19 protein-coding genes are annotated in these 20014 nt (G+C 49.2%); 8 read left to right on the forward strand and 11 right to left on the reverse strand.

Features of this window, described 5'->3' with window-relative positions; all coding sequences use genetic code 11:
* Window positions 1–4 precede the first annotated feature (4 nt).
* The 3 genes from HC229_RS11165 to HC229_RS11175 are packed head-to-tail and all read left to right on the forward strand — an operon-like array spanning window position 5 to window position 5544.
* The gene (locus HC229_RS11165; protein ID WP_191020567.1) at window positions 5–3580 is read left to right on the forward strand and encodes a CheR family methyltransferase; all 3576 of its coding nucleotides are present in this window, start codon (window positions 5–7) and stop codon (window positions 3578–3580) included.
* Window positions 3577–5139 (forward strand): PAS domain-containing sensor histidine kinase, encoded by a 1563-nt coding sequence (locus tag HC229_RS16665; RefSeq protein ID WP_255508181.1) that lies wholly within the window; start codon window positions 3577–3579, stop codon window positions 5137–5139. The genes HC229_RS11165 and HC229_RS16665 overlap by 4 nt, the downstream gene beginning before the upstream one ends.
* A gap of 21 nt (window positions 5140–5160) precedes the next feature.
* Window positions 5161–5544 (forward strand): response regulator, encoded by a 384-nt coding sequence (locus HC229_RS11175; RefSeq protein ID WP_191020569.1) that lies wholly within the window; start codon window positions 5161–5163, stop codon window positions 5542–5544.
* 50 nt (window positions 5545–5594) lie between these two features.
* Here HC229_RS11175 and HC229_RS11180 read toward each other — a convergent pair whose 3' ends face one another.
* A complete protein-coding gene (locus HC229_RS11180; RefSeq protein WP_191020570.1) occupies window positions 5595–6152 on the reverse strand; it encodes a helix-turn-helix domain-containing protein in 558 nt (185 codons plus the stop codon).
* A 466-nt stretch (window positions 6153–6618) separates the two neighbouring features.
* Here HC229_RS11180 and HC229_RS11185 point away from each other — a divergent pair, with 466 nt between their 5' ends.
* Entirely contained in the window at window positions 6619–6945 is a 327-nt protein-coding gene (locus HC229_RS11185) for a hypothetical protein (RefSeq protein ID WP_191020571.1), read from the forward strand.
* 372 nt (window positions 6946–7317) lie between these two features.
* On the opposite strand, the gene HC229_RS11190 is transcribed toward HC229_RS11185, so the two are convergent.
* Entirely contained in the window at window positions 7318–7608 is a 291-nt protein-coding gene (locus tag HC229_RS11190; RefSeq protein WP_191020572.1) for a hypothetical protein, read from the reverse strand.
* Between the two features lie 305 nt (window positions 7609–7913).
* On the opposite strand from HC229_RS11190, the gene HC229_RS11195 reads away from it, so the two are divergent.
* Window positions 7914–8756 carry a cyanophycinase gene (locus HC229_RS11195; RefSeq protein ID WP_191020573.1) on the forward strand — a complete coding sequence of 281 codons (843 nt, stop codon included), beginning with the start codon at window positions 7914–7916 and terminating at the stop codon, window positions 8754–8756.
* Between the two features lie 91 nt (window positions 8757–8847).
* On the forward strand, window positions 8848–9222 hold the full coding sequence (locus HC229_RS11200) for an SPW repeat domain-containing protein (RefSeq protein ID WP_223845588.1): 375 nt from the start codon (window positions 8848–8850) through the stop codon (window positions 9220–9222).
* Window positions 9223–9290: 68 nt separating this feature from the next.
* On the opposite strand, the gene HC229_RS11205 is transcribed toward HC229_RS11200, so the two are convergent.
* The 4 genes from HC229_RS11205 to mnmE all read right to left on the reverse strand — a co-directional run bounded on the left by HC229_RS11205 (window position 9291) and on the right by mnmE (window position 12293).
* Entirely contained in the window at window positions 9291–9692 is a 402-nt protein-coding gene (locus HC229_RS11205) for a hypothetical protein (protein WP_191020574.1), read from the reverse strand.
* Between the two features lie 120 nt (window positions 9693–9812).
* Entirely contained in the window at window positions 9813–10145 is a 333-nt protein-coding gene (locus HC229_RS11210) for a hypothetical protein (RefSeq protein ID WP_191020575.1), read from the reverse strand.
* A gap of 199 nt (window positions 10146–10344) precedes the next feature.
* A complete protein-coding gene (locus HC229_RS11215; protein WP_191020576.1) occupies window positions 10345–10602 on the reverse strand; it encodes a hypothetical protein in 258 nt (85 codons plus the stop codon).
* A gap of 296 nt (window positions 10603–10898) precedes the next feature.
* Window positions 10899–12293 carry a tRNA uridine-5-carboxymethylaminomethyl(34) synthesis GTPase MnmE gene (mnmE, locus tag HC229_RS11220; RefSeq protein ID WP_191020577.1) on the reverse strand — a complete coding sequence of 465 codons (1395 nt, stop codon included), beginning with the start codon at window positions 12291–12293 and terminating at the stop codon, window positions 10899–10901.
* 126 nt (window positions 12294–12419) lie between these two features.
* Between mnmE and HC229_RS11225 the strand changes: the two genes are divergently transcribed.
* The gene (locus HC229_RS11225; RefSeq protein ID WP_191020578.1) at window positions 12420–13283 is read left to right on the forward strand and encodes a universal stress protein; all 864 of its coding nucleotides are present in this window, start codon (window positions 12420–12422) and stop codon (window positions 13281–13283) included.
* A 159-nt stretch (window positions 13284–13442) separates the two neighbouring features.
* The gene (locus tag HC229_RS11230) at window positions 13443–14807 is read left to right on the forward strand and encodes an NAD-dependent succinate-semialdehyde dehydrogenase (protein WP_191020579.1); all 1365 of its coding nucleotides are present in this window, start codon (window positions 13443–13445) and stop codon (window positions 14805–14807) included.
* Window positions 14808–14929: 122 nt separating this feature from the next.
* Here the strand turns inward: HC229_RS11230 and dnaN are convergent, their stop codons facing one another.
* The 5 genes from dnaN to HC229_RS11255 all read right to left on the reverse strand — a co-directional run bounded on the left by dnaN (window position 14930) and on the right by HC229_RS11255 (window position 19910).
* Complete coding sequence (gene dnaN, locus HC229_RS11235) at window positions 14930–16048, reverse strand: DNA polymerase III subunit beta (protein ID WP_191020580.1); 1119 nt, start codon at window positions 16046–16048, stop codon at window positions 14930–14932.
* An 84-nt stretch (window positions 16049–16132) separates the two neighbouring features.
* The gene (gene gldG, locus HC229_RS11240; protein ID WP_191020581.1) at window positions 16133–17932 is read right to left on the reverse strand and encodes a gliding motility-associated ABC transporter substrate-binding protein GldG; all 1800 of its coding nucleotides are present in this window, start codon (window positions 17930–17932) and stop codon (window positions 16133–16135) included.
* Entirely contained in the window at window positions 17929–18654 is a 726-nt protein-coding gene (gene gldF / locus HC229_RS11245; RefSeq protein WP_191020582.1) for a gliding motility-associated ABC transporter permease subunit GldF, read from the reverse strand. The genes gldG and gldF overlap by 4 nt, the downstream gene beginning before the upstream one ends.
* Window positions 18655–18778: 124 nt before the next feature.
* A complete protein-coding gene (locus HC229_RS11250; protein ID WP_191020583.1) occupies window positions 18779–19075 on the reverse strand; it encodes a putative quinol monooxygenase in 297 nt (98 codons plus the stop codon).
* A 1-nt stretch (window position 19076) separates the two neighbouring features.
* Window positions 19077–19910, reverse strand: coding sequence for an SAM hydrolase/SAM-dependent halogenase family protein (locus HC229_RS11255; protein ID WP_191020584.1), 834 nt, complete (start codon window positions 19908–19910; stop codon window positions 19077–19079).
* Window positions 19911–20014 lie beyond the last annotated feature (104 nt).

Below are 20014 nucleotides of genomic sequence, written 5' to 3' on the forward strand. Positions count from 1 at the left end.
CACATTGAAAAAAACTTCAGACATAGACACGCACGAGGTAGAACTGAAAAATGAAACTCCCAATTTCCTGGTTACAGGGATTGGTGCATCTGCGGGAGGCGTGGAGGCACTGCAGTCGTTTTTTGAGAATGTTCCTATCGATTCCGATATAGCGTATGTCGCAATACTTCACCTGCCACCTGAATACGACAGCCAGCTTGCCGATGTCCTGGGTCAGGTGGCGTTGATTCCCGTGGTCCAGGTAAGAGAGAAAGTCAAGGTCAGGCCGAACCATATCTATGTGGTTTCTCCAGAGATGCATCTTGAAATGCTAGACGGACATATCACGGTGTCGCCCAACCTTACCGCCCAGGACCGTCGTGCGCCCATCGATATTTTCTTTCGGACCTTGGCGGAATCCCACGGCCCAAAAGCGATTGGCGTAATATTATCCGGGACCGGCGCCAATGGGTCGATGGGCATCAAACGCATCAAGGAAAACGGTGGCGCCGCTTTCGTTCAAAATCCGCGCGAAGCCAGCTATAACGACATGCCGCGCAATGCCATTGCCACCGGTCTCATAGACGATATCGTTTCGGTGGCGAAACTTCCTTCGGTCATTCTAGGCTACAAGAACAGCCTGGGCACCGTTTCCATTCCCGAAAAACTCGAAGAAAGGCAAGAAGATCTGGCCGATTCCCTGCGCACCGTATTTGTCCAGCTTCGACTGCAGACCGGTCACGACTTTTCCAATTATAAAAAACCGACGTTGTTGCGCCGTATCGAGCGCCGGATAAATATCAGGAACTTATCGGGCTTGTCCGCTTACGCCGATTTTTTGATCAAGCATCCCGAGGAAACACAGAGCTTGTTGAAAGACCTACTGATTTCAGTGACCAACTTTTTCAGGGACAAAAAGGCTTTTGAAACTCTGGAACAAGATATCATCCCGCGCCTGTTCCAGGAAAAGAAAGGAATGGACCAGGTGCGCATTTGGGTGGCGGGCTGCGCCACGGGAGAAGAAGCCTATTCGTTGGCGATGCTTTGCGCCGAACGCCTGGCCATAATGATCGATCCGCCCAAAGTCCAGATTTTCGCTACGGATATCGATGAGGCCGCCATCGGTACCGCGCGCGCCGGCCTGTATACGATCAACGACGCCGCCGACGTTTCCCCGGCCCGGCTGCAACGGTTTTTCACGCTCGAAGGCCAGCAGTACCTCGTGAAAAGGGAAATCCGTGAAATGGTCATCTTCGTGACGCACAACATCCTCAAGGATCCTCCTTTTTCGAACCTCGATATGGCGAGTTGCCGCAATATGCTCATCTACCTGAATACGACGGCTCAGGAACGGGTGATCGAAACGCTTCATTTTGCGTTGAAGCCAGGGTATTTTTTATTTCTAGGGACATCGGAGTCCATTGACGGTAGCGGGAACCTTTTTACCTTGCTCAACAGGGAAGATCGGCTCTACCAGAGCCAGGCCATCGGCAAGCGCTCGATACCGGTGAGTGAACCGGTTTTTGCCCATATTCCACAGATAAACCTGCGTTCCTCGGTCAAAAGCGAAAAGGACAAAAAAGCTCAGGAACGGATCACTTATGGCGAGTTGCATCAACAATTGCTGGAGCAGTACGCGCCTCCGTCGATCGTGGTAAATACCGAATTCGACATCGTCCATCTCACCGACCGCGCGGGACGCTACCTGCAAGTGGGCGGAGGCGAGCTTTCGAAAAACCTGTTGAAATTGGTCAGGCCGGAACTCAGGCTCGAGCTCAGGACCGCATTCTATCAGGCCATCCAGAGGAACATGCCTACCGAGGCACGAAATCTCAAAGTATCCATACACGACAGGATAGAAACCATCACGATACAAATACGGCCAGTCCTGAATGAAACCGATGCCGCCAATGGATTCCTGCTCATCCTGTTCGAGCAAAGCAATGACGACGATTCCCAGGCGCGCATCTACTCCAGTGACGAACCGCTGGCGAGCCAATTGGAGGAAGAGCTCATCCGGGTCAAGGCACAGCTTCGCGCTTCCAGCGACCAATATGAAGTCCAGACAGAAGAGTTGAAGGCCACAAACGAGGAACTTCAGGCGATGAACGAAGAATTGCGTTCCTCTACGGAAGAACTCGAGACGAGCAAAGAAGAACTCCAAAGTATCAATGAAGAGCTGCGCACGGTAAACCAGGAATTGAAAGTCAGGGTCGAAGAGGTTTCGCATTTCAGCAACAACATGCAAAACTTGATGAATTCGGCCAATATCGGTACGATTTTCCTCGACAAAAATTTCCACGTGGTGTTGTATACGCCGCCTACGCTCGAGATTTTCAATTTCATCCCGTCGGACCAAAGTCGTGCGTTGGCCGATATAACCAACCGGTTGAAAAACGATAATCTGTTGGAAAATGCACAGGTCGTCCTCGACAAGTTACTGATAGTGGAACAGGAAATGACGCTCACGGACGGCCGGGTCTTTTTTGTGCGATTTTCACCGTATCGCACAGAAGACGATAGGATACAAGGCGTGGTAGTGACTTTTTTGGACATCAGCGCGCGAAAGGAAACCGAAAAATCGCTGGATATCGCACACCAGCGCATGCGCCAGGCGATGGATACGGGCAAAATATTCGCATGGGAAATGAATTCCAGGACAAAGTTGTTCGAATGGTCCGAGAATATGGAAGCGGTAGTGGGTTATCCGCTGCCCGCCAACGTCAAAAACATATTGGAACTCATCCATCCGGATGATGCAGATGCGACGTTGAACGCAATAAACACCTCGTTGGAAAACGGAGTTCCCTATTCGTCCGAATTCCGGATCATCAACCCGGCTACCGGAGAAGAAGCTTGGTTCAGCAGCAGCGGAGTTGTGATGCCTGCCGACCCCGAAAGCAACCAGGCACGCCTTGTGGGCATCACCCAGGATATTTCCGAACGCAAGCAGGCACAACAGGCGCAACGCGAGAGCGAGGCCCGCTTCAGGACGTTGACCGACGCGGTCCCTCAAATAATATGGACGAACAACACCAAAGGAACGGCCAATTATTTCAATGAACGTTGGTACACCTATAGTGGGCTGAACTACGAGCAATCCGCGGGATTGGGATGGGAAGCGATCGTGCACCCGGAAGACGCGCCGGAATCTACCGTACGTTGGCAACAGTCGTTGGATGCCGGGAAAACATTCGATACGGAATACAGATTGCGCGACAAGGATGGCAATTACAACTGGTTCATCGGCAGGAACGTGCCGTTGCACAACGAGTCTGGTGAAATTATCGGATGGTTCGGTTCGGCTACGGATATCGAGAATCTGAAACAAGCGGAATACGCCTTGCACGAAAGTCGGGAACGGTTGCGGGTCACCGTGGAAAGCGCAACCGATTTTGCCATCATGACCTACAACACTGAAGAAAAGACCGAGGGCTGGAATAGTGGGGCATCAAGAATCTTCGGCTATCCCGAGGAAGAAATATTGGGCAAGTCCGCCCACATCATCTTCACTCTGGAAGATCGCGCCGACGGAATACCGGAACTCGAATTCAGGAACGCAGGGAAAAAGGAAGGGCCGAAGACGAGCGCTGGCATTTGAGGCGCAATGGCGAACGTTTCTACGCAAGCGGTGTAATGGCGCCTATATACGACAATGACGTCCTTACCGGTTACGTGAAAATTGCGAGGGACATGACCCAGCAAAAGCAGGCTGAGGAAGCGCTTGCCATTTCTGAAGAGCGCAACCGCGTGGCCCTTCAAAGCGCCAATATGGGCGCCTGGGACTGGAATATTGTTGATGACGTCGTGCAATGGAACGACCAGCACTTTCAACTGGTAGGGCTGAGTCCCGGAAATCAGTCGCTCGATTCTGCGTTTTTCGCGAAATTCGTCCATCCCGAAGATATGGAAATGGTCATGGGCGAATTGGCCAAAGCCGTCGTCGGTGGACTGTTTCAGATGGACGCTTTCCGTATCGTGCAGGCGGACGCGACGATAAGATGGATGAGTGGATACGGCAGGGTAGTGGAAAGCGTAGACGGCGTGGCCAAACGGATGGTAGGCGTGATGTACGACATAACCGATCGCATCGCCGCAGAAAAGGGATTGCGCGACAAGCAAATACAATTGGAGATTTCCCAACGCGCCGCCAGGGTAGGCGTTTGGGGATTTGACCTGGTAAACATGAAGGGAATCGCCACTCCGGAACTGCTTGAACTCACCGGATACCTCGATCCCGGCGATGAATGGCGACTCGACATATTTCTCGAGATGGTACATGCCGATGACCGCCAATATGTGCATCGGGCCGTGAGAAAGGCCGCCGCAGATCACTCGGGCATTGAACTGGAATTCAGGATGGAGCATCCCGAGAAAGGCATACAATGGATGCTGATGCGCGGGCAATTCATTCCGCCTTACGATACCGTCAACGCCTCGTTAATGGGCAGCCTGATCGATATCACGGACAGACGGATTTTTGAGGAGCAGAAAGACGCGTTCATAGGCATTGCGAGCCATGAATTGCGAACGCCTATAACGAGTATCAAGGCCTACGCAGAAATCCTCGAAGAAATGTTTGCCGAAGCGGGCGACCTGAATTCTTCCGGGTTGATGCACAAACTCGACGGCCAGGTGGACCGCCTTACCGAACTGATTCATGCGTTGCTCGATACCACGAGCATCGTCAACGGCAAGATGAAGCTTTTCCCGACAAAATTCGACGTGAACCAATTGATTTATGAGGTGGCCGACTCGATGTCCGCGGCGAGCAGCCATCAGTTCGAGATCCAGGTTTCCGATGAAGCATTCGTGTTCGCCGACCGTGCCCGCATCCGCCAGGTACTGACGAACCTAATCGGCAACGCTGTCAAGTATTCCCCAAAATCCGACAAGGTCATCATCGACGCCGTTACCAAGGACAATCAGGTCATCGTGTGCGTGAAAGATTTTGGAATCGGTATAGACGAAGAAATCCAATCGATGATTTTCGACCGGTTTTATCGTTCCAGCGATGCGCAGGCCAGCACGTTCTCAGGCCTCGGGCTTGGCTTATTCATATCCTCGAGCATTGTGCTCAATCACGAAGGAACCATGAGTGTGACGAGCGTAAAAGGGGAGGGCTCGACATTTTGCTTCACACTGCCGCAACTGACCTGATACACTCTAAACCTTTTGCCGATGACTGCTAAGAAAAAAATAATCCTGACGGACGACGATCCCGGAATCCAGGATGCAGTGCGTCTTATCTTCGAAAGGATCAATTACGAGGTGATTGTTTTTACCAATGGGGAACCGTTGCTCAACGATGCCTTCGAGACGCCGGACTTGTTCATTCTTGACAAACAACTCTCGGGCGTGGACGGTTTGGATATCTGCCGTTACCTCAAAGGCCGGCCTCAGACCGCTCATGTTCCGATCCTGATCATATCGGCGAGCATGCACATTGCAAAACTGGCTAGACTCGCGGGTGCAGAGGCATTTGTCGAAAAACCGTTCAAGATGCGCGCGATAAGGGCAGTAGTGGAACGATTGCTGCAGACATCCGAGTCAAAAAAGGAGTAAATCCTATTGGTTATGCCGCTAGAAAAAGTGGGATATTAACCCAAGAAGATTTACAGCCTGACGACTCTATTTCGTTTATAATCGATTATACGTCGGAAGGAAGTGACCGAAAGACCGGTCGTTTTCTTGAATTGCTTGCACATGTGACCGGCGCTGCTGTAATTCATGAGCATGCTTATTTCCTTAATTGTCAGTTCGCCCTCCACGATGAGTCGCTTGGCCCGCTCGACCTTGATCATGATGAGGTATTTTTCGATCGTGTAGGAAGTGCTGCGCTCGAAACTTCCGGCGAGGTAGGCATAACTGAAGCCCATGTGGTCGGCAAGGTGGCACGACGACGTCTTTTTGAGGCGCTTGTCATCATATGCGATCTCTGCCAGGACGTCCTTGATTCGCTGCGCCAGGAAAACTTTTTCGTCTCGGATGATTTCAATACCGTAATGGATGAAAAAATGTTCCATTTCCGATATTTTCTGTTCGCAAAGCGATGTTTGCAATTCAATTTCGCCTCGCGTTCCGTATTGGAACTCGATATTGTTACTGTCCAGGTAATCCATCACGATTCGCTGAGGCAGCACGGGCACCTGATAAGAGATGGTATATTTCATAGCGTGATTTTTAGAAAACAAAAAAAGGTAGAAAGCGCCCAAAAGCACTTTCTACCTTTTTATGTAAGGGCCACCGTTTATCGGAAGCCGTAATACCAAATTACGCAATAGTATTGAGGCCGCAATGGATTTTCCGGGTTTTTATACTTAAAATTTGTGCGGGCATGTGCAAAATGTCACTTTTGTCAAAAATAAATATTCGCAAATCCCGATGTTTCAATTATTTTAGTAACTTTGGTTATCTCGTAAAGGGTATACATCGCCGATTTCCTACACTTTGGTTTGTTATACCTATTTCTTTTCTATTTTTTTCCCACACTGCTGGTGTAAGATCGGCGCTCACGTCAGGATCTTGCTACGGAACATTTTATTTTTCGCTTTATTCCGGTCCTATGCAGTTTTGACGTAGAAGTTGATGAAGTCGCCAAATGCGATTTCTTTTTTTACATCACTAAATTCAATTTTTATGGCATTGGAACCCGCAACACCTCATGTCCTGGAAGGTAAGAAAAAAAAGTACGATTGTCTTGAAGTACGCTACAGGAATCTGGGTTTATGCCATGGAGAGTTTTTTCTCTGCATTGCTTGTTATGTCACGCTACCCAGGCAATATAAATTATTGTATGCTGGGTTTCATGAAAACCTGGACGACTTCAAGAAGTTGTATTTTGACCATCCCATTTACAGCTACCTCTTTATACCGGTGGACAACGCCGTTGAAGCCGCTAAGATAATCAGCGACCTCACCCTTGTGCAAGGTCCGTCGCTTGTAGCACGGCAAAGTAATGCCTGACCACTATTTACGCCAAATCCCTCCAAATACCTGGAACGAGTTACATGTTCGTTTACACAGTACCAAACCGGCTCTTTCGCTACCTTGCGCCAATCGTTGAAGGAAGTCTTGGAGATCGACTGGAACGCTGAGCTTCCTGACGGCGATCGCTAAATGGTATACCGTACTCTTTGAACGGATGTTTGCCTTGCTCTGCCCGTAAAACAGCGACGCCCGATACCAAAGTTTCGGGCGCGCCATTACGGAATATTTCCGGAGTTTCTGTTTTAAGCGTGTTCTTTTCAGGATGCGTTGTCTCGTCCGGCAACCAAATTTTGTCCGAGGTTCGGTCCGCTGAGGTGTTCGTCAGGACTTTTTAGGCACCCATGACCTTCAGAGTTGCTCGGTGATGCGACTGCCATCCCGGTCGTCATCATCTGAGTCGAAGTCATCGCCGTAGCGGGCATCACCGGCCTCCTCGTTTTCGGTTGAACCGAGATCTGGATTTTCTTTAATGAGGTCGTCGTCGAACTGTTCGTCTTCGGTCGCGAACCCGTCGCTGTCATCCTCAAGGGGATCTTTGTTTATTTCATCGAAGTCCGACTCTCTTTCGATCGGCTCCGGCGCGTTGTGGATTTCCTCTTGGTCTTGGTTGAGAAAGGTGTTGGGATTGTCTGCGTTCATAGTTTAATTTTTAATTGTTTCGATTCATCTTTGCCTTCTGGCCAACTTTCAGGAGATGCCAAAAGAAGCGCTCCAGGGCTTTTGGTAAAAGTAGAACACGGGAATCACGAGGTTTTACACAATAGAATCATTTTGAGGTACTATGTAGCTACCGGCCAGGATCGTACTTGTAACGAACACCCGCGAACGGGAGAAATTGTACAGTCTTCATCCGCTTTGAGGTCCGATACAGGCTTTCCTTATTATACCCTTCCACGTCGCAATCGTATAAAAGGTTCGGCGCGCCACCGCCATACTTTTGAGCTATGGAAAACGAATTTATCCGGCCTAAAGCAAAACTTATCATCATCGGTGGTGCGGAAGACCGTGGAGAACACGAGAATACCAGTTTTCGGGATGACGGTATATTGCGGCGCGTCGTATCTGAATCCAAAAAAGGAATCCGGTCCCGTATCGAGATTATCACCGCTGCTTCTGCATTACCCGATGAGCTGGGGCGCGTGTACCAAAACGCTTTCCAAATTCTTGGTGCATCTGACATTGGAACGCTGTCGATTACCTCTCGAGAGGCGGCCTTCGACGTTGAGTTGATTGAGCGTCTGCAAAATACAGACGTCGCGTTTTTTACCGGAGGAGATCAGTTGCGACTGACGACAGTGTTAGGCGATACTCCATTCCTGAAAACGCTTGTTTCGCGCTTGCAGGAAGACGATTTTCTTTACGCGGGAACTTCTGCCGGGGCAGCCGCTGTGGCAAGCGTCATGATTGTCGGAGGGCGCGGTCAGTCGTCGGTTTTGAAAGGAAATGTGAAAACAGCAAAAGGTTTTGGCCTGATCGATTCGATGACGTTCGATACCCATTTTATGAGACGCGGCCGTATTGGGCGACTCGTCCAGGTCATTGCCGCCAATTCGTCTGTGCTGGGCATCGGCCTTTCGGAAAACACCGGAATATTGCTATGGGGCGATGACTGCCTGGAAGTCGTAGGGGAAGGTTCTGTGATGATCGTCGACGGGCGGTCCATCGGGAACACCAATGTCTCCGAAGTCCAGGAAGGATTTCCCGTTTCGGTGCGCAACCTGTCGTTGCATGTATTGGCGAAAGGCGATAAATACGATCCTAACGAAACCAAACGCGCCGTCGAATGAGCCCTAATTTTACCTGCTTAACTTTATAAACTGTAACCCGTTTTTAAATTTCGGGAGGATCTTTGGGATGCATAATTAAATCCGATAAAAAATGAAAATCATTACCACTAAAATGCACGGCATCCTGGATTATCTGGTAGCCGGCCTTTTCATCGCCCTGCCGTTTTTAGGCGGGTGGGATACGACTGCAGTATATTCACGTATATTTTTCGTTCTCGCGGCGATTACCATTGTTTACAGTCTGGTGACCAAATACGAGACTTCACTTGTTAAGCTCATCCCGTTTCGCATACATCTTGCCATCGATTTCATCAGCGGTATTTTGCTGATATCGTCTCCCTGGTTGTTGGGTTTTGCCGATGAGATGTATTTGCCGCACGTTGTATTGGGCGTCGTTGAAATTCTCGTTGTGGTGATGACCGTCGCCAAGGCCGAAGAGCCGGAAACCCATACCAGCCCGCTTTAGCCTAACAAATACGGACTCGTCAGCAACGCATTTGCCAAAAAAAAAGCCCCGGCATTGGGGCTTTCTTGTTATCTCGCTGGTTGGGTGCCGCCAGGTGATTGACCACCTGGAGAAGTTGGGGATCCGTTATTTCCCGGAGTTGTCCCGGTTCCGTTTGGAGAAGTGGTCCCGCCATTGGTATTTGGCGTCCCGTTTCCATTTGATCCTGTTCCGCCAGGATTGTCATTGCGGTTTCCCGAAGTTCCGGTTCCGTTTACGTCGGGATTGCCGCTGTTGTTTTTCCGATTGATCGAATTGCCGTCGGTCATCGAATCAGAAGGCGAGTTTACCGTGTTCGTCCTTTCGGATTTTGCTTTCGATTTCGTGGCTTTCTGTTCCGTTTTCGATTTTTTCGTGGAACGGGTATCCGTCTGGGCTGAGGCTACGCCAAAAAATAGGATGGCTCCCAGCAATAAAAGTGCTTTTTTCATAGTGAAGTTGTTGCGATAATTCCGGATGGGATCCTTACGGAATCATTTCGGAATGTATCAGATGTAAGTAAAAATTGTTGTTTCGGCTCAAAGGAATATTTGGAAGTAACCGTAACGATCTTACGGATTCGGAGCGCCTGACCCGGAACCTCCGCTGCCGGAACCCGAACCATTGTTACCGTCGGCACCATCAGGCGAGCTGCCATCGTTGGAACCGTTGTTTCCGGACGAACCATCTGTGGTGCGTTGTTGGCCGCTGGGCACTTGTTGTTCCATTTCGGCAGCCGTAGTATCGGTGGGAACTTCCATATTTTGGTCACCGGATGAGATTTCGGTAGCATCCGCACCTTCGGCACCATCCATGTTCGTTTCGTCAGACTGTTGTTTACAGCCCATGACGAGCATGGCGCCGATCGCCAAAATGGAAAGTTTGTTTTTCAATAATATTTTCATAAGAGTATAATTTCGATTTAAAAAAAAGGCAATGACGCTCGAGGGTGCATTGATGATGACTATTAGGCCACCAAAACTGGACAGCGTTTAGCGGTGTCCGATATACGGAGCATTTTCAAGAGAAGAGTAAAATTTGAGAAGACATTCGCGCTAGGGCATATAAATTACGTCGCGCTCGAGCAGCCGCCTGAACTCCCCTTTATTCTTCGTTGCGGTCGTTGCGGTCATGCCCTTCGAGCTTTACCAGTTTATTGTAGACGCCCAAAAGCAAAAACGGAGCTGCCCATTGGCCTACGAATAGTGCGGTGTGGCTTTTTCCAATGCATTTGAGCGTTGCCGATGTCGCCATGGCACCGAGTGCGGCCCAAAGAAAAAGATCGGACGGTAGTTTGGCGGTTTGGTTTTCGATTTTTTCGGCGAGTTCGCCTTCGGAGTGATTGTTTTCTAATACTGACATGTGTGTTGCTTTTAAGTTATAAGTCAAAAGTAGGGCACGCATGCAGTGTTTACCTTACACTATTCGGGATATCGCAGGCACGATTGTGGCCCAAATTGTATCGGAATCTCACCTAAGATTTGTTCGAGGTAATTCTGGCCAACGCATTTGAACCAATATCCGACGATATTCATGAGGATGTTTACAGGCTGGAATTTGATAAAAATTTTTGTGCAGATTTGGACTGGCCGATCACCTCGCGCCTTGTCAATTGCCAGGAGATCGTGTGGCGGTCGATATTTGCGATGTTTACGTAATTATTTCCCGATGCAGAAATTCGCGAAAATATTCCCCAACAGCTCGTCATTGGTCACTTGGCCCGTGATCATGCCAAAGTGGTAAAGCGCCTCCCTGATATCGATCGCCATTAAATCGGACGACAATCCGGACTGCAACCCAAACCTCACTTTCTGGATTTCCTCAAGCGCCTTCAACAGCGAGTCATAATGGCGCGCGTTGGTAACAATCGTCTCGTTATTGCGCAGCGCTCCGGTGTTCACGAACGAAATCAGCTGTTTTTTGAGATCGTCGATCCCGATATTGTTTTTGGCCGAAATCAAATGTAATCCCTGGATTTCCGATGTCAATAGTTTTTGGCGATCCACATCAAGCATGTCCGCCTTGTTGCCGATTACAAGCAGCGGTTTGAGCGGGTGCTGGTTCCGGATTTTCTCGATTTCGGTACTGACCTCCGCAACCGACGCCAGGTCAAAAAGCCGACTGCCATCCACAAGCAACATCACCACCTGGGCGGCCGCCATCTTTTCAAACGTTTTCTGGATGCCGATGCTTTCAACGACATCCCTGGTTTCGCGAATTCCCGCAGTATCGATGAATCGGAATGAAATTCCTTCGATGATGAGTTCGTCCTCGATCGCATCCCGCGTCGTGCCTGCAATTTCCGAAACAATCGCGCGCTCTTCATTCAAAAGTGCGTTGAGCAGCGTTGATTTTCCGACGTTTGGCTCGCCGACGATCGCCACCGGAATACCGGTTTTTATCACATTTCCGACAGCAAACGAATCGATGAGCCGCTTGAGCACGCGTTCGATCTTCTCCAGCAATTGGCGAAACTGTGTGCGGTCGGCAAATTCGACATCTTCTTCCGAAAAGTCAAGCTCAAGTTCGATCAACGACGCAAAATTCAGCAGTTCCTGACGGAGCTGAGCGATTTCGTTCGAGAAACCACCGCGCATTTGCTGCATCGCAATCTGGTGGGCGGCTTCGTTGTCAGAATTGATCAGGTCAGCCACCGCCTCAGCCTGTGAAAGATCGAGTTTGCCGTTCAGGAACGCGCGCAGCGTAAATTCTCCGGGATTCGCCATGCGGCAGCCTTTCCTCAGCAACAATTGGATGATTTGCTGTTGGATGTAAGTCGAACCGTGGCACGAAATCTCTATCGTATTTTCGCCCGTGTACGAATTGGGCCCCTTGAATACCGACACCAGGACTTCGTCTAGTATTTTCGCTTCGTCCTTTATATGGCCCAAATGCAACGTATGCGATTTCTGTTTGCTGAGATCCTTGCCGCGCACCGATTGGAATACCGATGCACCTATCGAAATGGCATTCACACCCGAAACCCTGATGATGGCTATTGCCCCGGCCCCGGACGGAGTAGCGAGGGCAACGATATTGTCGTGGTAAATCATTCCGCAAAGGTAGAAAAGTAAAATCTCAAATAAATCCTAACGTCGCCTCAACTGTTGGGCGCATTGCGTAATTTTAAGAGGAGAATACTTTCGACGTTTCCAACCCGCAACCAATACCATTTCGACGTGAGCAAAAAAATCCTTTTTCCAACCGATTTTTCAAAAACTTCCCATAACGCATTCGTATACGCGCTCAAACTGGCCAAACAACTCGATGCCAGGATCGTCACGCTTCACGTTTATGAAATTCCGATGGTCGATTATATCGATGTTCCGGCCTATCTCATGGAAGTGTACGACACGGTCGAGTTGGCGAATTTCGAAAACTACAAAAGCGAAATTCCGGTGCTCAGGAAAATCGCGATTGAAAATGATTGTGGCGATGTCCCGATAGACAACGTCCTGCTCGACGGGGATCTCGTGAACACCATCCTCGAGCATGTCAAAACAGACCACATCGATTTCGTGGTGATGGGAACCAAAGGCGCAACCGGGGCTGCCGCTGCTTTTTTAGGGACGACCACGGCCAGCGTCATGACACGTACCGACGCTTTCGTTCTGGGTGTTCCCGAGGACGCAACCTACAAACCCATCGAGAAAATCGCCTTTACAACGCGTTTTGCCGAACAGGATCTTCCCGCACTGAAAAAGTTGTTGCCCATCGCTGCTGCTTTTGGGGCGTCTGTCGATTGTTTGCACGTCAAAAGCGCGCAATCCGATGTGAAGGAAGTGGTCGTAGCCGACTGGAAGCTGCTCATGAAAAACGAAAACGTCCGGTTTCACATCGTCGAAAGCGATGAGGTCGAACAAAGCATTCTTGAATTTATCGAAAAGCACGACACCCATTTGCTCGCATTGCTGAACCACAAACGAGGATTTTTTGAAAGCCTGTTCCACACGAGCATGACCAAAAAGCTCGCGTTTCACTCGAAAGTTCCGATTCTTGCCCTGCACGATAACCAGGGCGTTGCGCTGGCTCGAAATTATTGAGCCGACAGACTCCTGAGAAGCCAGCGCCGCGCTTTCGGCACTCGCTTTTTGGAAACCTCAAAGGTCTTCAAAACCATTGAGGTTTGTCCAAAAGAGCTCAAACAAAGCCTCAATCGCTAACGCAATCACACCACGACACAACTCCAACGAAATAACACCATGCCGATACAAACCATCAATCCCTATAACAACCAGCTGCTTAAACAATACGACGAATTGACCCAGGAACAATTGGACGCCAAACTCCAAATTGCCCACAACGCCTATCGTTTCTGGAAACAATCCGATATCAAAATCCGCAAAGACCTGTTGCTCAAAGTAGCCTCGCTCTTCCGGGAACGAAAGCAGGAACTCGCCAAACTCATCACCATAGAGATGGGAAAACTCATCGCCCAAAGTGAGAGTGAAGTAGAAATGGTCGCTTCGGTTTATGAGTACTACGCCAAAAACGCCGCGGAGTTTCTCAAGGACCGTCCGATGGAAATCGAGGATGGAAAAGCGTTCGTCCGCCTTTCCCCAATCGGGATCATATTGGGCGTCGAACCCTGGAATTATCCGTTCAATCAAGTCGCGAGACTGGCCGCCCCAAATATCATGGCTGGAAATGTCGTGGCCATAAAACATGCATCGAATGTGCCTCAATGCGCCGAAATGATAGAGAATATCTTCCGCGAAGCCGGCGCTCCACACGGTGTTTACACGAATCTTTTCTTATCCGGCAAAAGAATTTCAAAGCTCGGGGAAGACTCGAGGATCGCCGGAATGTCATTGACGGGAAGCGAGGCAGCCGGGTCGAGTTTGGGTGAATCAGCGGGGCGTAACCTCAAAAAATCGGTTCTTGAACTCGGTGGAAGTGACGCCTTCATCGTGCTCGACGATGCCGACATCGACCTTGCCGTAGAAAAGGCATATCTCGGCCGTTTCGCCAACATGGGCCAGGCATGCACATCGGCAAAGCGCTTCATCGTCATGGATGCCGTCGCAGATGAGTTTCTCTCAAAACTTCAACAAAAGATTGCCAATCTCAAAGTAGGCGATCCGCTTGATCCGGAAACTCAGGTTGGGCCCTTGTCTACGCAAGACGCCGTCGATAAACTTCATCAACAGGTACAGGAAACCGTGGCCGCTGGTGCGACAATTTTAGCTGGCGGCAAGCCCATCGACAGGGAAGGCGCATTTTATGAGTTGACTATCCTGGCGGACATTAAACCGGGAATGGTCGCTTATCATCAAGAATTGTTCGGTCCCGTCGCGTCATTTTATAGGGTGAGGACAGAAAAAGAAGCCGTTGAGCTGGCCAATGATACGAATTTTGGTTTGGGTGGCGTGGTTTTCAGCCAAGATGTCGATCGCGCGGTCAACGTGGCTTCCCAAATGGAAACGGGCATGGTGTTTATCAACGAAAATTTGGCGTCCCGCCCGGATTTGCCGTTTGGCGGCGTGAAGCGCTCGGGTTACGGTCGCGAATTGTCGCCTTTGGGAATTGAGGAATTCGTGAACAAAAAACTCATCCGTATCGCATAAATCCTTTGCCAACCTTGATAACCTGGAACGTTTCTGAATGAAAATCAGACGAGTATCGGAAATTGAAAAAGCCGCAATCTTTTGGATCACGGCTTCGTCAATAGAAAAAATTGGTTGGTAGCTTAATTGTTCAGCATGACCGGCATGACAAGCATGGTCACGCTTTCGCCTTCGTCCAGTCCGTCGACGGGAGTAAGGATTCCGGCACGGTTGGGCAACGACATTTCCAAAAGGATGGAATCGCTTTGGAGGTTCGTCAGCATTTCGGTAAGGAAACGCGAATTGAACCCGATCTGGATATCGTCTCCCTGATAATCGCACGTCAATCTTTCTTCGGCTTTGTTCGAATAATCGATGTCTTCGGCCGAAATATTCAATTCCGTTCCGGCGATCTTGAGTCTGATCTGGTGGGTCGTCTTGTTCGAAAAAATCGCAACGCGACGAACCGAACTCAAAAATTGTCCGCGATCGATTTGCAATTTGTTAGGGTTCTCTTTCGGGATAACCGCTTCGTAATTCGGATATTTCCCATCGATCAGGCGGCACGTCAGGACATAATTGTCGAACGAGAACGTGGCATTTGAATCGTTGTATTCGATCTTCACGTCGGCATCGGATGCACCCAAAATGCTTTTGAGGATGTTCAACGGCTTTTTGGGCATGATAAAGTTGGCTTCCTGTGACGCTTTCACATCGGCACGCGCATATTTCACAAGCTTGTGTGCATCTGTGGCAACGAACGTCAAGCCTTCTGTAGAAAACTGGAAGAAAACGCCGGACATTACCGGACGCAAATCATCGTTTCCGGCGGCGAAAATCGTCTTGCTCACAGCAGTGGCAAGGATCTCGGCAGGAACCACGGTAGATGACGGATCGTCAAGACTGACCGAACGCGGGAATTCCTCGCCCGGGGCATAAGCCAACGCGTATTTACCCGAATTCGAACTGATTTCTATCGTGCTGTTTTCCTCTACCGTAAACGTGAGCGGTTGCTCCGGGAACGTTTTGAGGATTTCAAGCAACAATTTCGCAGGAACGGCAACGCTTCCCTTGGATGTCGAATCGATTTCCAAAGTGGCGCTCATCGTCGTCTCGAGATCCGAAGCCGATACGGTAAGGGTGTTGCTGTCCAGGTCGAAAAGGAAATTGTCCAGGATAGGCAAGGTGTTGCTGCTGTTGATAACACTTCCCAACACCTGGAGTTGTTTGAGTAGATACGAACTCGATACGATGAATTTCATCTGCAAATTTTATTTTTAGGTCGGGTTTATCCGAATCACAAATATATTTTAATCCGTCTAACGAAGAAATTAAATTTATTAACACTATCGCGAGTAGCGACGCTTGCGGATCATCGTAAAGACAATACCGAACAACACCAGCAGGACGATTGGAACTGCGACGGTTACGCCTTGGATCGCACTGTAATTTTGGTATACTTTTTCCTGGTCGAGGATAGGAAGTTTGACTTCTTTGTTGCGGATGTTGATAAGTCCCGTATCGTCGAGCAGGTAATTCACGCAATTGTTGAGGAATTCCTTGTTGCCGTATAGTTTGTTGGTCCATTTATCGTAGCCGAGTTCGAGCGGACGAAATTCTTTGTCGAGTTGGTTGCGCACGATGTCGCCATCCGAGATCACGATCATTTTCCCGGCTTTGCCTTCGGTCCTGAAACTGTCGTCGTTGAATGCCAGCACGCGGTTTTCGAAAACCGAGCGGAACTTTCCTTCGAGCAGCACCGCCATCGGAATGTTTCCTCCACCTTTGAATTCGGTAGGCTCCGGACGTTCCTGAACCATGTCGAGACGCACCTCCACTGGGGCGCCAACCATATTCGAATACTGGGAGGAATGCAAAAGCACGGTTTTTTTGATGCCGTTCTTCAGCGTGTCGATGCTGTTCGCAAAATCAAATTTGACCGGGTCGAGGTTATCGACGATCGGATGCTTGGAATCGGCATACACCAAAGGAGCATAAAACCATGGATATTGGGAATATTGGGTTGCGCTTCCCTGCTCGCCCGTCGCCAGCGCGATAGGGGCGCAATTGAGATCTTTGACGAGATTGGGATTGATGCGGAACCCATATTTGAAGAACATGTCGTTAAGGTTCAAATCGACAGGGAAAGCAAGCGCCGCACCTTGTGAATTGTACAAACTGTCCATTTCGATTTTGACCTGGTCGACGAGCCAAAGCGTTTTTCCGCCGCCTACGACATATTGGTCGAGTACTTGTTTTTCCGCATCCGAAAAGGTCTCGGTAGGTTTAGCGATCACGAGCATGTCGTATTTTTTGAGGAATTTCAACGTTTCGACTGGCTGGCTTTCAACCGAATCGAGCGTGAAGGTTCCGATGAAATAGTTTTGCTTGGTCTGCTTGATGAAATCCGCCATAAGCAAATCGTGTAGCTCGCCATTTCCTTTTACGACGGCCACTTTTTTATTCTTGCTTTTGGAAACGGTGTTAAATGCATTGGCGAACGCATATTCGAGATGTTGTACAGATCCGACTACTTTCTCAGCCGTCGAAGCGCCCATCGCGTTCTTTAACAACGGAATTTTGACGCTGCGGCCCTGGTAAGTCGCGATCGCCCACGGAAAGACGACGGCCTCGGTTTGCTTGCCGCGGTCGTTCATCGTAACGCGTGCCGGCGTCATTCCGGTGCCGAGAAACGAATCGAGAACGGCTTTGTCGAGATCCGGAATTTGTTGCAGGCTGGTTTGGATTTCTTTTTGCTCTTTTGGTGAGACGGCCGGATTGTCCATCTTGAAAATAGAGTAGATGATTTCGCGTTTATCGCCATCGCTATTCTCAGATCCGTCAAGCGGATTGACGAAACGGAACCGAATATTGGAATTGTAAGCCTTGAATTCTTCGAGCAACTGTCGCGTCTCTGACTGTAATTTCCTGAACTCTCCCGGAAAATCTCCGTCGAGATAAACCTCTACGAGCAACGGTTCGCGCACTTCTTCGATGATGCTGAATGACGTTTGCGACAATGTGTACCGATTGTCCTGGGTGAGGTCGAATCGCTGGAAAATCTTGATTCCGGCGAGGTTTACCACAATCAGTATCCCGACGGTGATCAACAGGCTTTTAAGGTTTTTCTTTTTGGCGTCCGTCATGATTTCAGCGATTTGAGTTTGAAGACGGTGAACGACAGGAACAGGATCGTCACGGTCAGGAAATACATGACGTCACGCGTATCGATCACGCCCCGTCCCATACTTTCAAAATGGCTGTCCATTCCCATAGCCGAGACGAAATCGCGTCCGTTGCCTGCAAATCCTGCGATTCCTTCAAATCCGTAATACAAAACGAAGCTCAGGAAAACCGAGGTGATGAACGAAACGATCTGGTTGTCGGAAAGCGAGGACGTGAAAACACCGATGGCTGTGTAAGCTGCGATCAGGAACAACAATCCGAAATAGGAACCCATTGTGCTGCCCATGTCTATGTTGCCTTCGGACATGCCGAGTCTCGAAACGACATAAACATAAATAAGCGTAGGAACGATCGCAATGGTGATAAGCACTACCGATCCCAAAAATTTTCCGTTGACGATTTGCCACACGCTCAGCGGTTTAGTGAGCAGCAATTCAAGTGTTCCTTGCTTTTTTTCTTCCGAGAAACTCTTCATCGTCACGGCCGGGATCAGGAATAGCAGGATCCAAGGCGCGATCGTAAAAAACGGCGTCAAATCTGCAAAGCCGCTTTGGGCAATGTTGTATTCCCCATCAAAAACCCAAAGAAAGAGCCCGTTGAGCAACAGGAAAATGGCAATGACGAGATAACCTACGGGCGAACCGAAGAACGACTTTATCTCTCGTAATAGAATTGCTTTCATTTTTTTATCCTTTTGTTTAAAGTTTGAGGTTTAAAGTTGGTCTCCGAAACAAAACTCAGCCCCATAAGCCTTAAACATCAAACTTTAAACTTTAAACTTTAAACTTTAAACCTTAAACTTTAAACTATCCCAAACTAACCAACCTATCAACGCTCCACGCCTCCGGTTTGTCATTGAACAATTTTTTCGTGAACGCCCAAACGTCGTAAAAAAGTTCGGACTGTCTGTAATTTTCGAGATCCTGTTCGGTTTCCCAATAACTATAGGTAAAAAAGACGCCCGGGTTTTGTTTGTCGCGATACAGTTCCAATAAACGATTTCCCGGAGCGTTTCGTATTTGCTGCTTCATGAGCTCGAAATTTTCGAGAAAGGCAGGGACGTTTTCGATATGGAAACTGAGTTTTACGATTCGGATGAACATGTTACGAAAAATTAATGGTTACGGCATCGCGATAGCCGAGACCAAGTAGGGAAGAAGCCCCTCCGGTCGTAGCGGGATTGCTGCGGAACAAAGCGATCTCGAGATTGCCCGCCGCGTTGAAAAGCGCCAGGCGTTGGCCTTCGTAAAATTTTGGCGGATACGTGTCCGATGTCACGACGTCGGCATATTTTGAGAAAATCGTCCGGATGTTGTGCTGGCCTGTTCGGAACGTGACTTCGTAGTTCCGGCCTTTTCCCGTTTCGGTGAACATTTTTTTGGTGATGTTGGTTACCACGTTGCCGAAATGGTCGATGTAGACGACATATCCTTTTATAGACGAGCCATCGGAAGCGATGACCGGTTTGAGTTCGGTTTGTTCCATGACCGATTCGATTTCGCGTCCGATCACATTCAACGTGCCGCCTTTGGCCAAATGACAGGCAACCTTTGCGAATACGTCGAGATCGGTGGCGTCTTCGGGCAATCGGTCGTGAATGTTGATGGCGACGATTTTTTCCGCAACGAATTTTTGCGTCAGAAAACCCAGCGTGCCATTGTCAGCACAAATGAAAAAATGGCCGTTCCACTGCATGGCGACATGGCGCGTGTTGCGACCGAGTTCGATATCGACGCCAATCAGGTGCACGCTTCCCTTCGGAAAACTCGAATAGGCCGCCTCGACGATGTAACTCGCCTCTGCCGTATTGAAATGATCGATTTCGTGGGAAATGTCAATGATGTTGGCTTCCGGATATTCCGAAAGGAGCTTACCTTTCAACGCTCCGACGAAATGATCGCGAAGGCCATAATCGGTGGTAAGCGTAATTATTGACATAAAATTGTTTATAAAATCTGGGCAGGCCACCCGTTAAATCGTTATATTTGAGAGAACCTAAACGCCGTTGAAATGGCGTCGGAATTCATGCAAAGCTACTTAAA

The organism is Flavobacterium selenitireducens, assembly GCF_014748335.1.
Classification (GTDB): domain Bacteria; phylum Bacteroidota; class Bacteroidia; order Flavobacteriales; family Flavobacteriaceae; genus Flavobacterium; species Flavobacterium selenitireducens.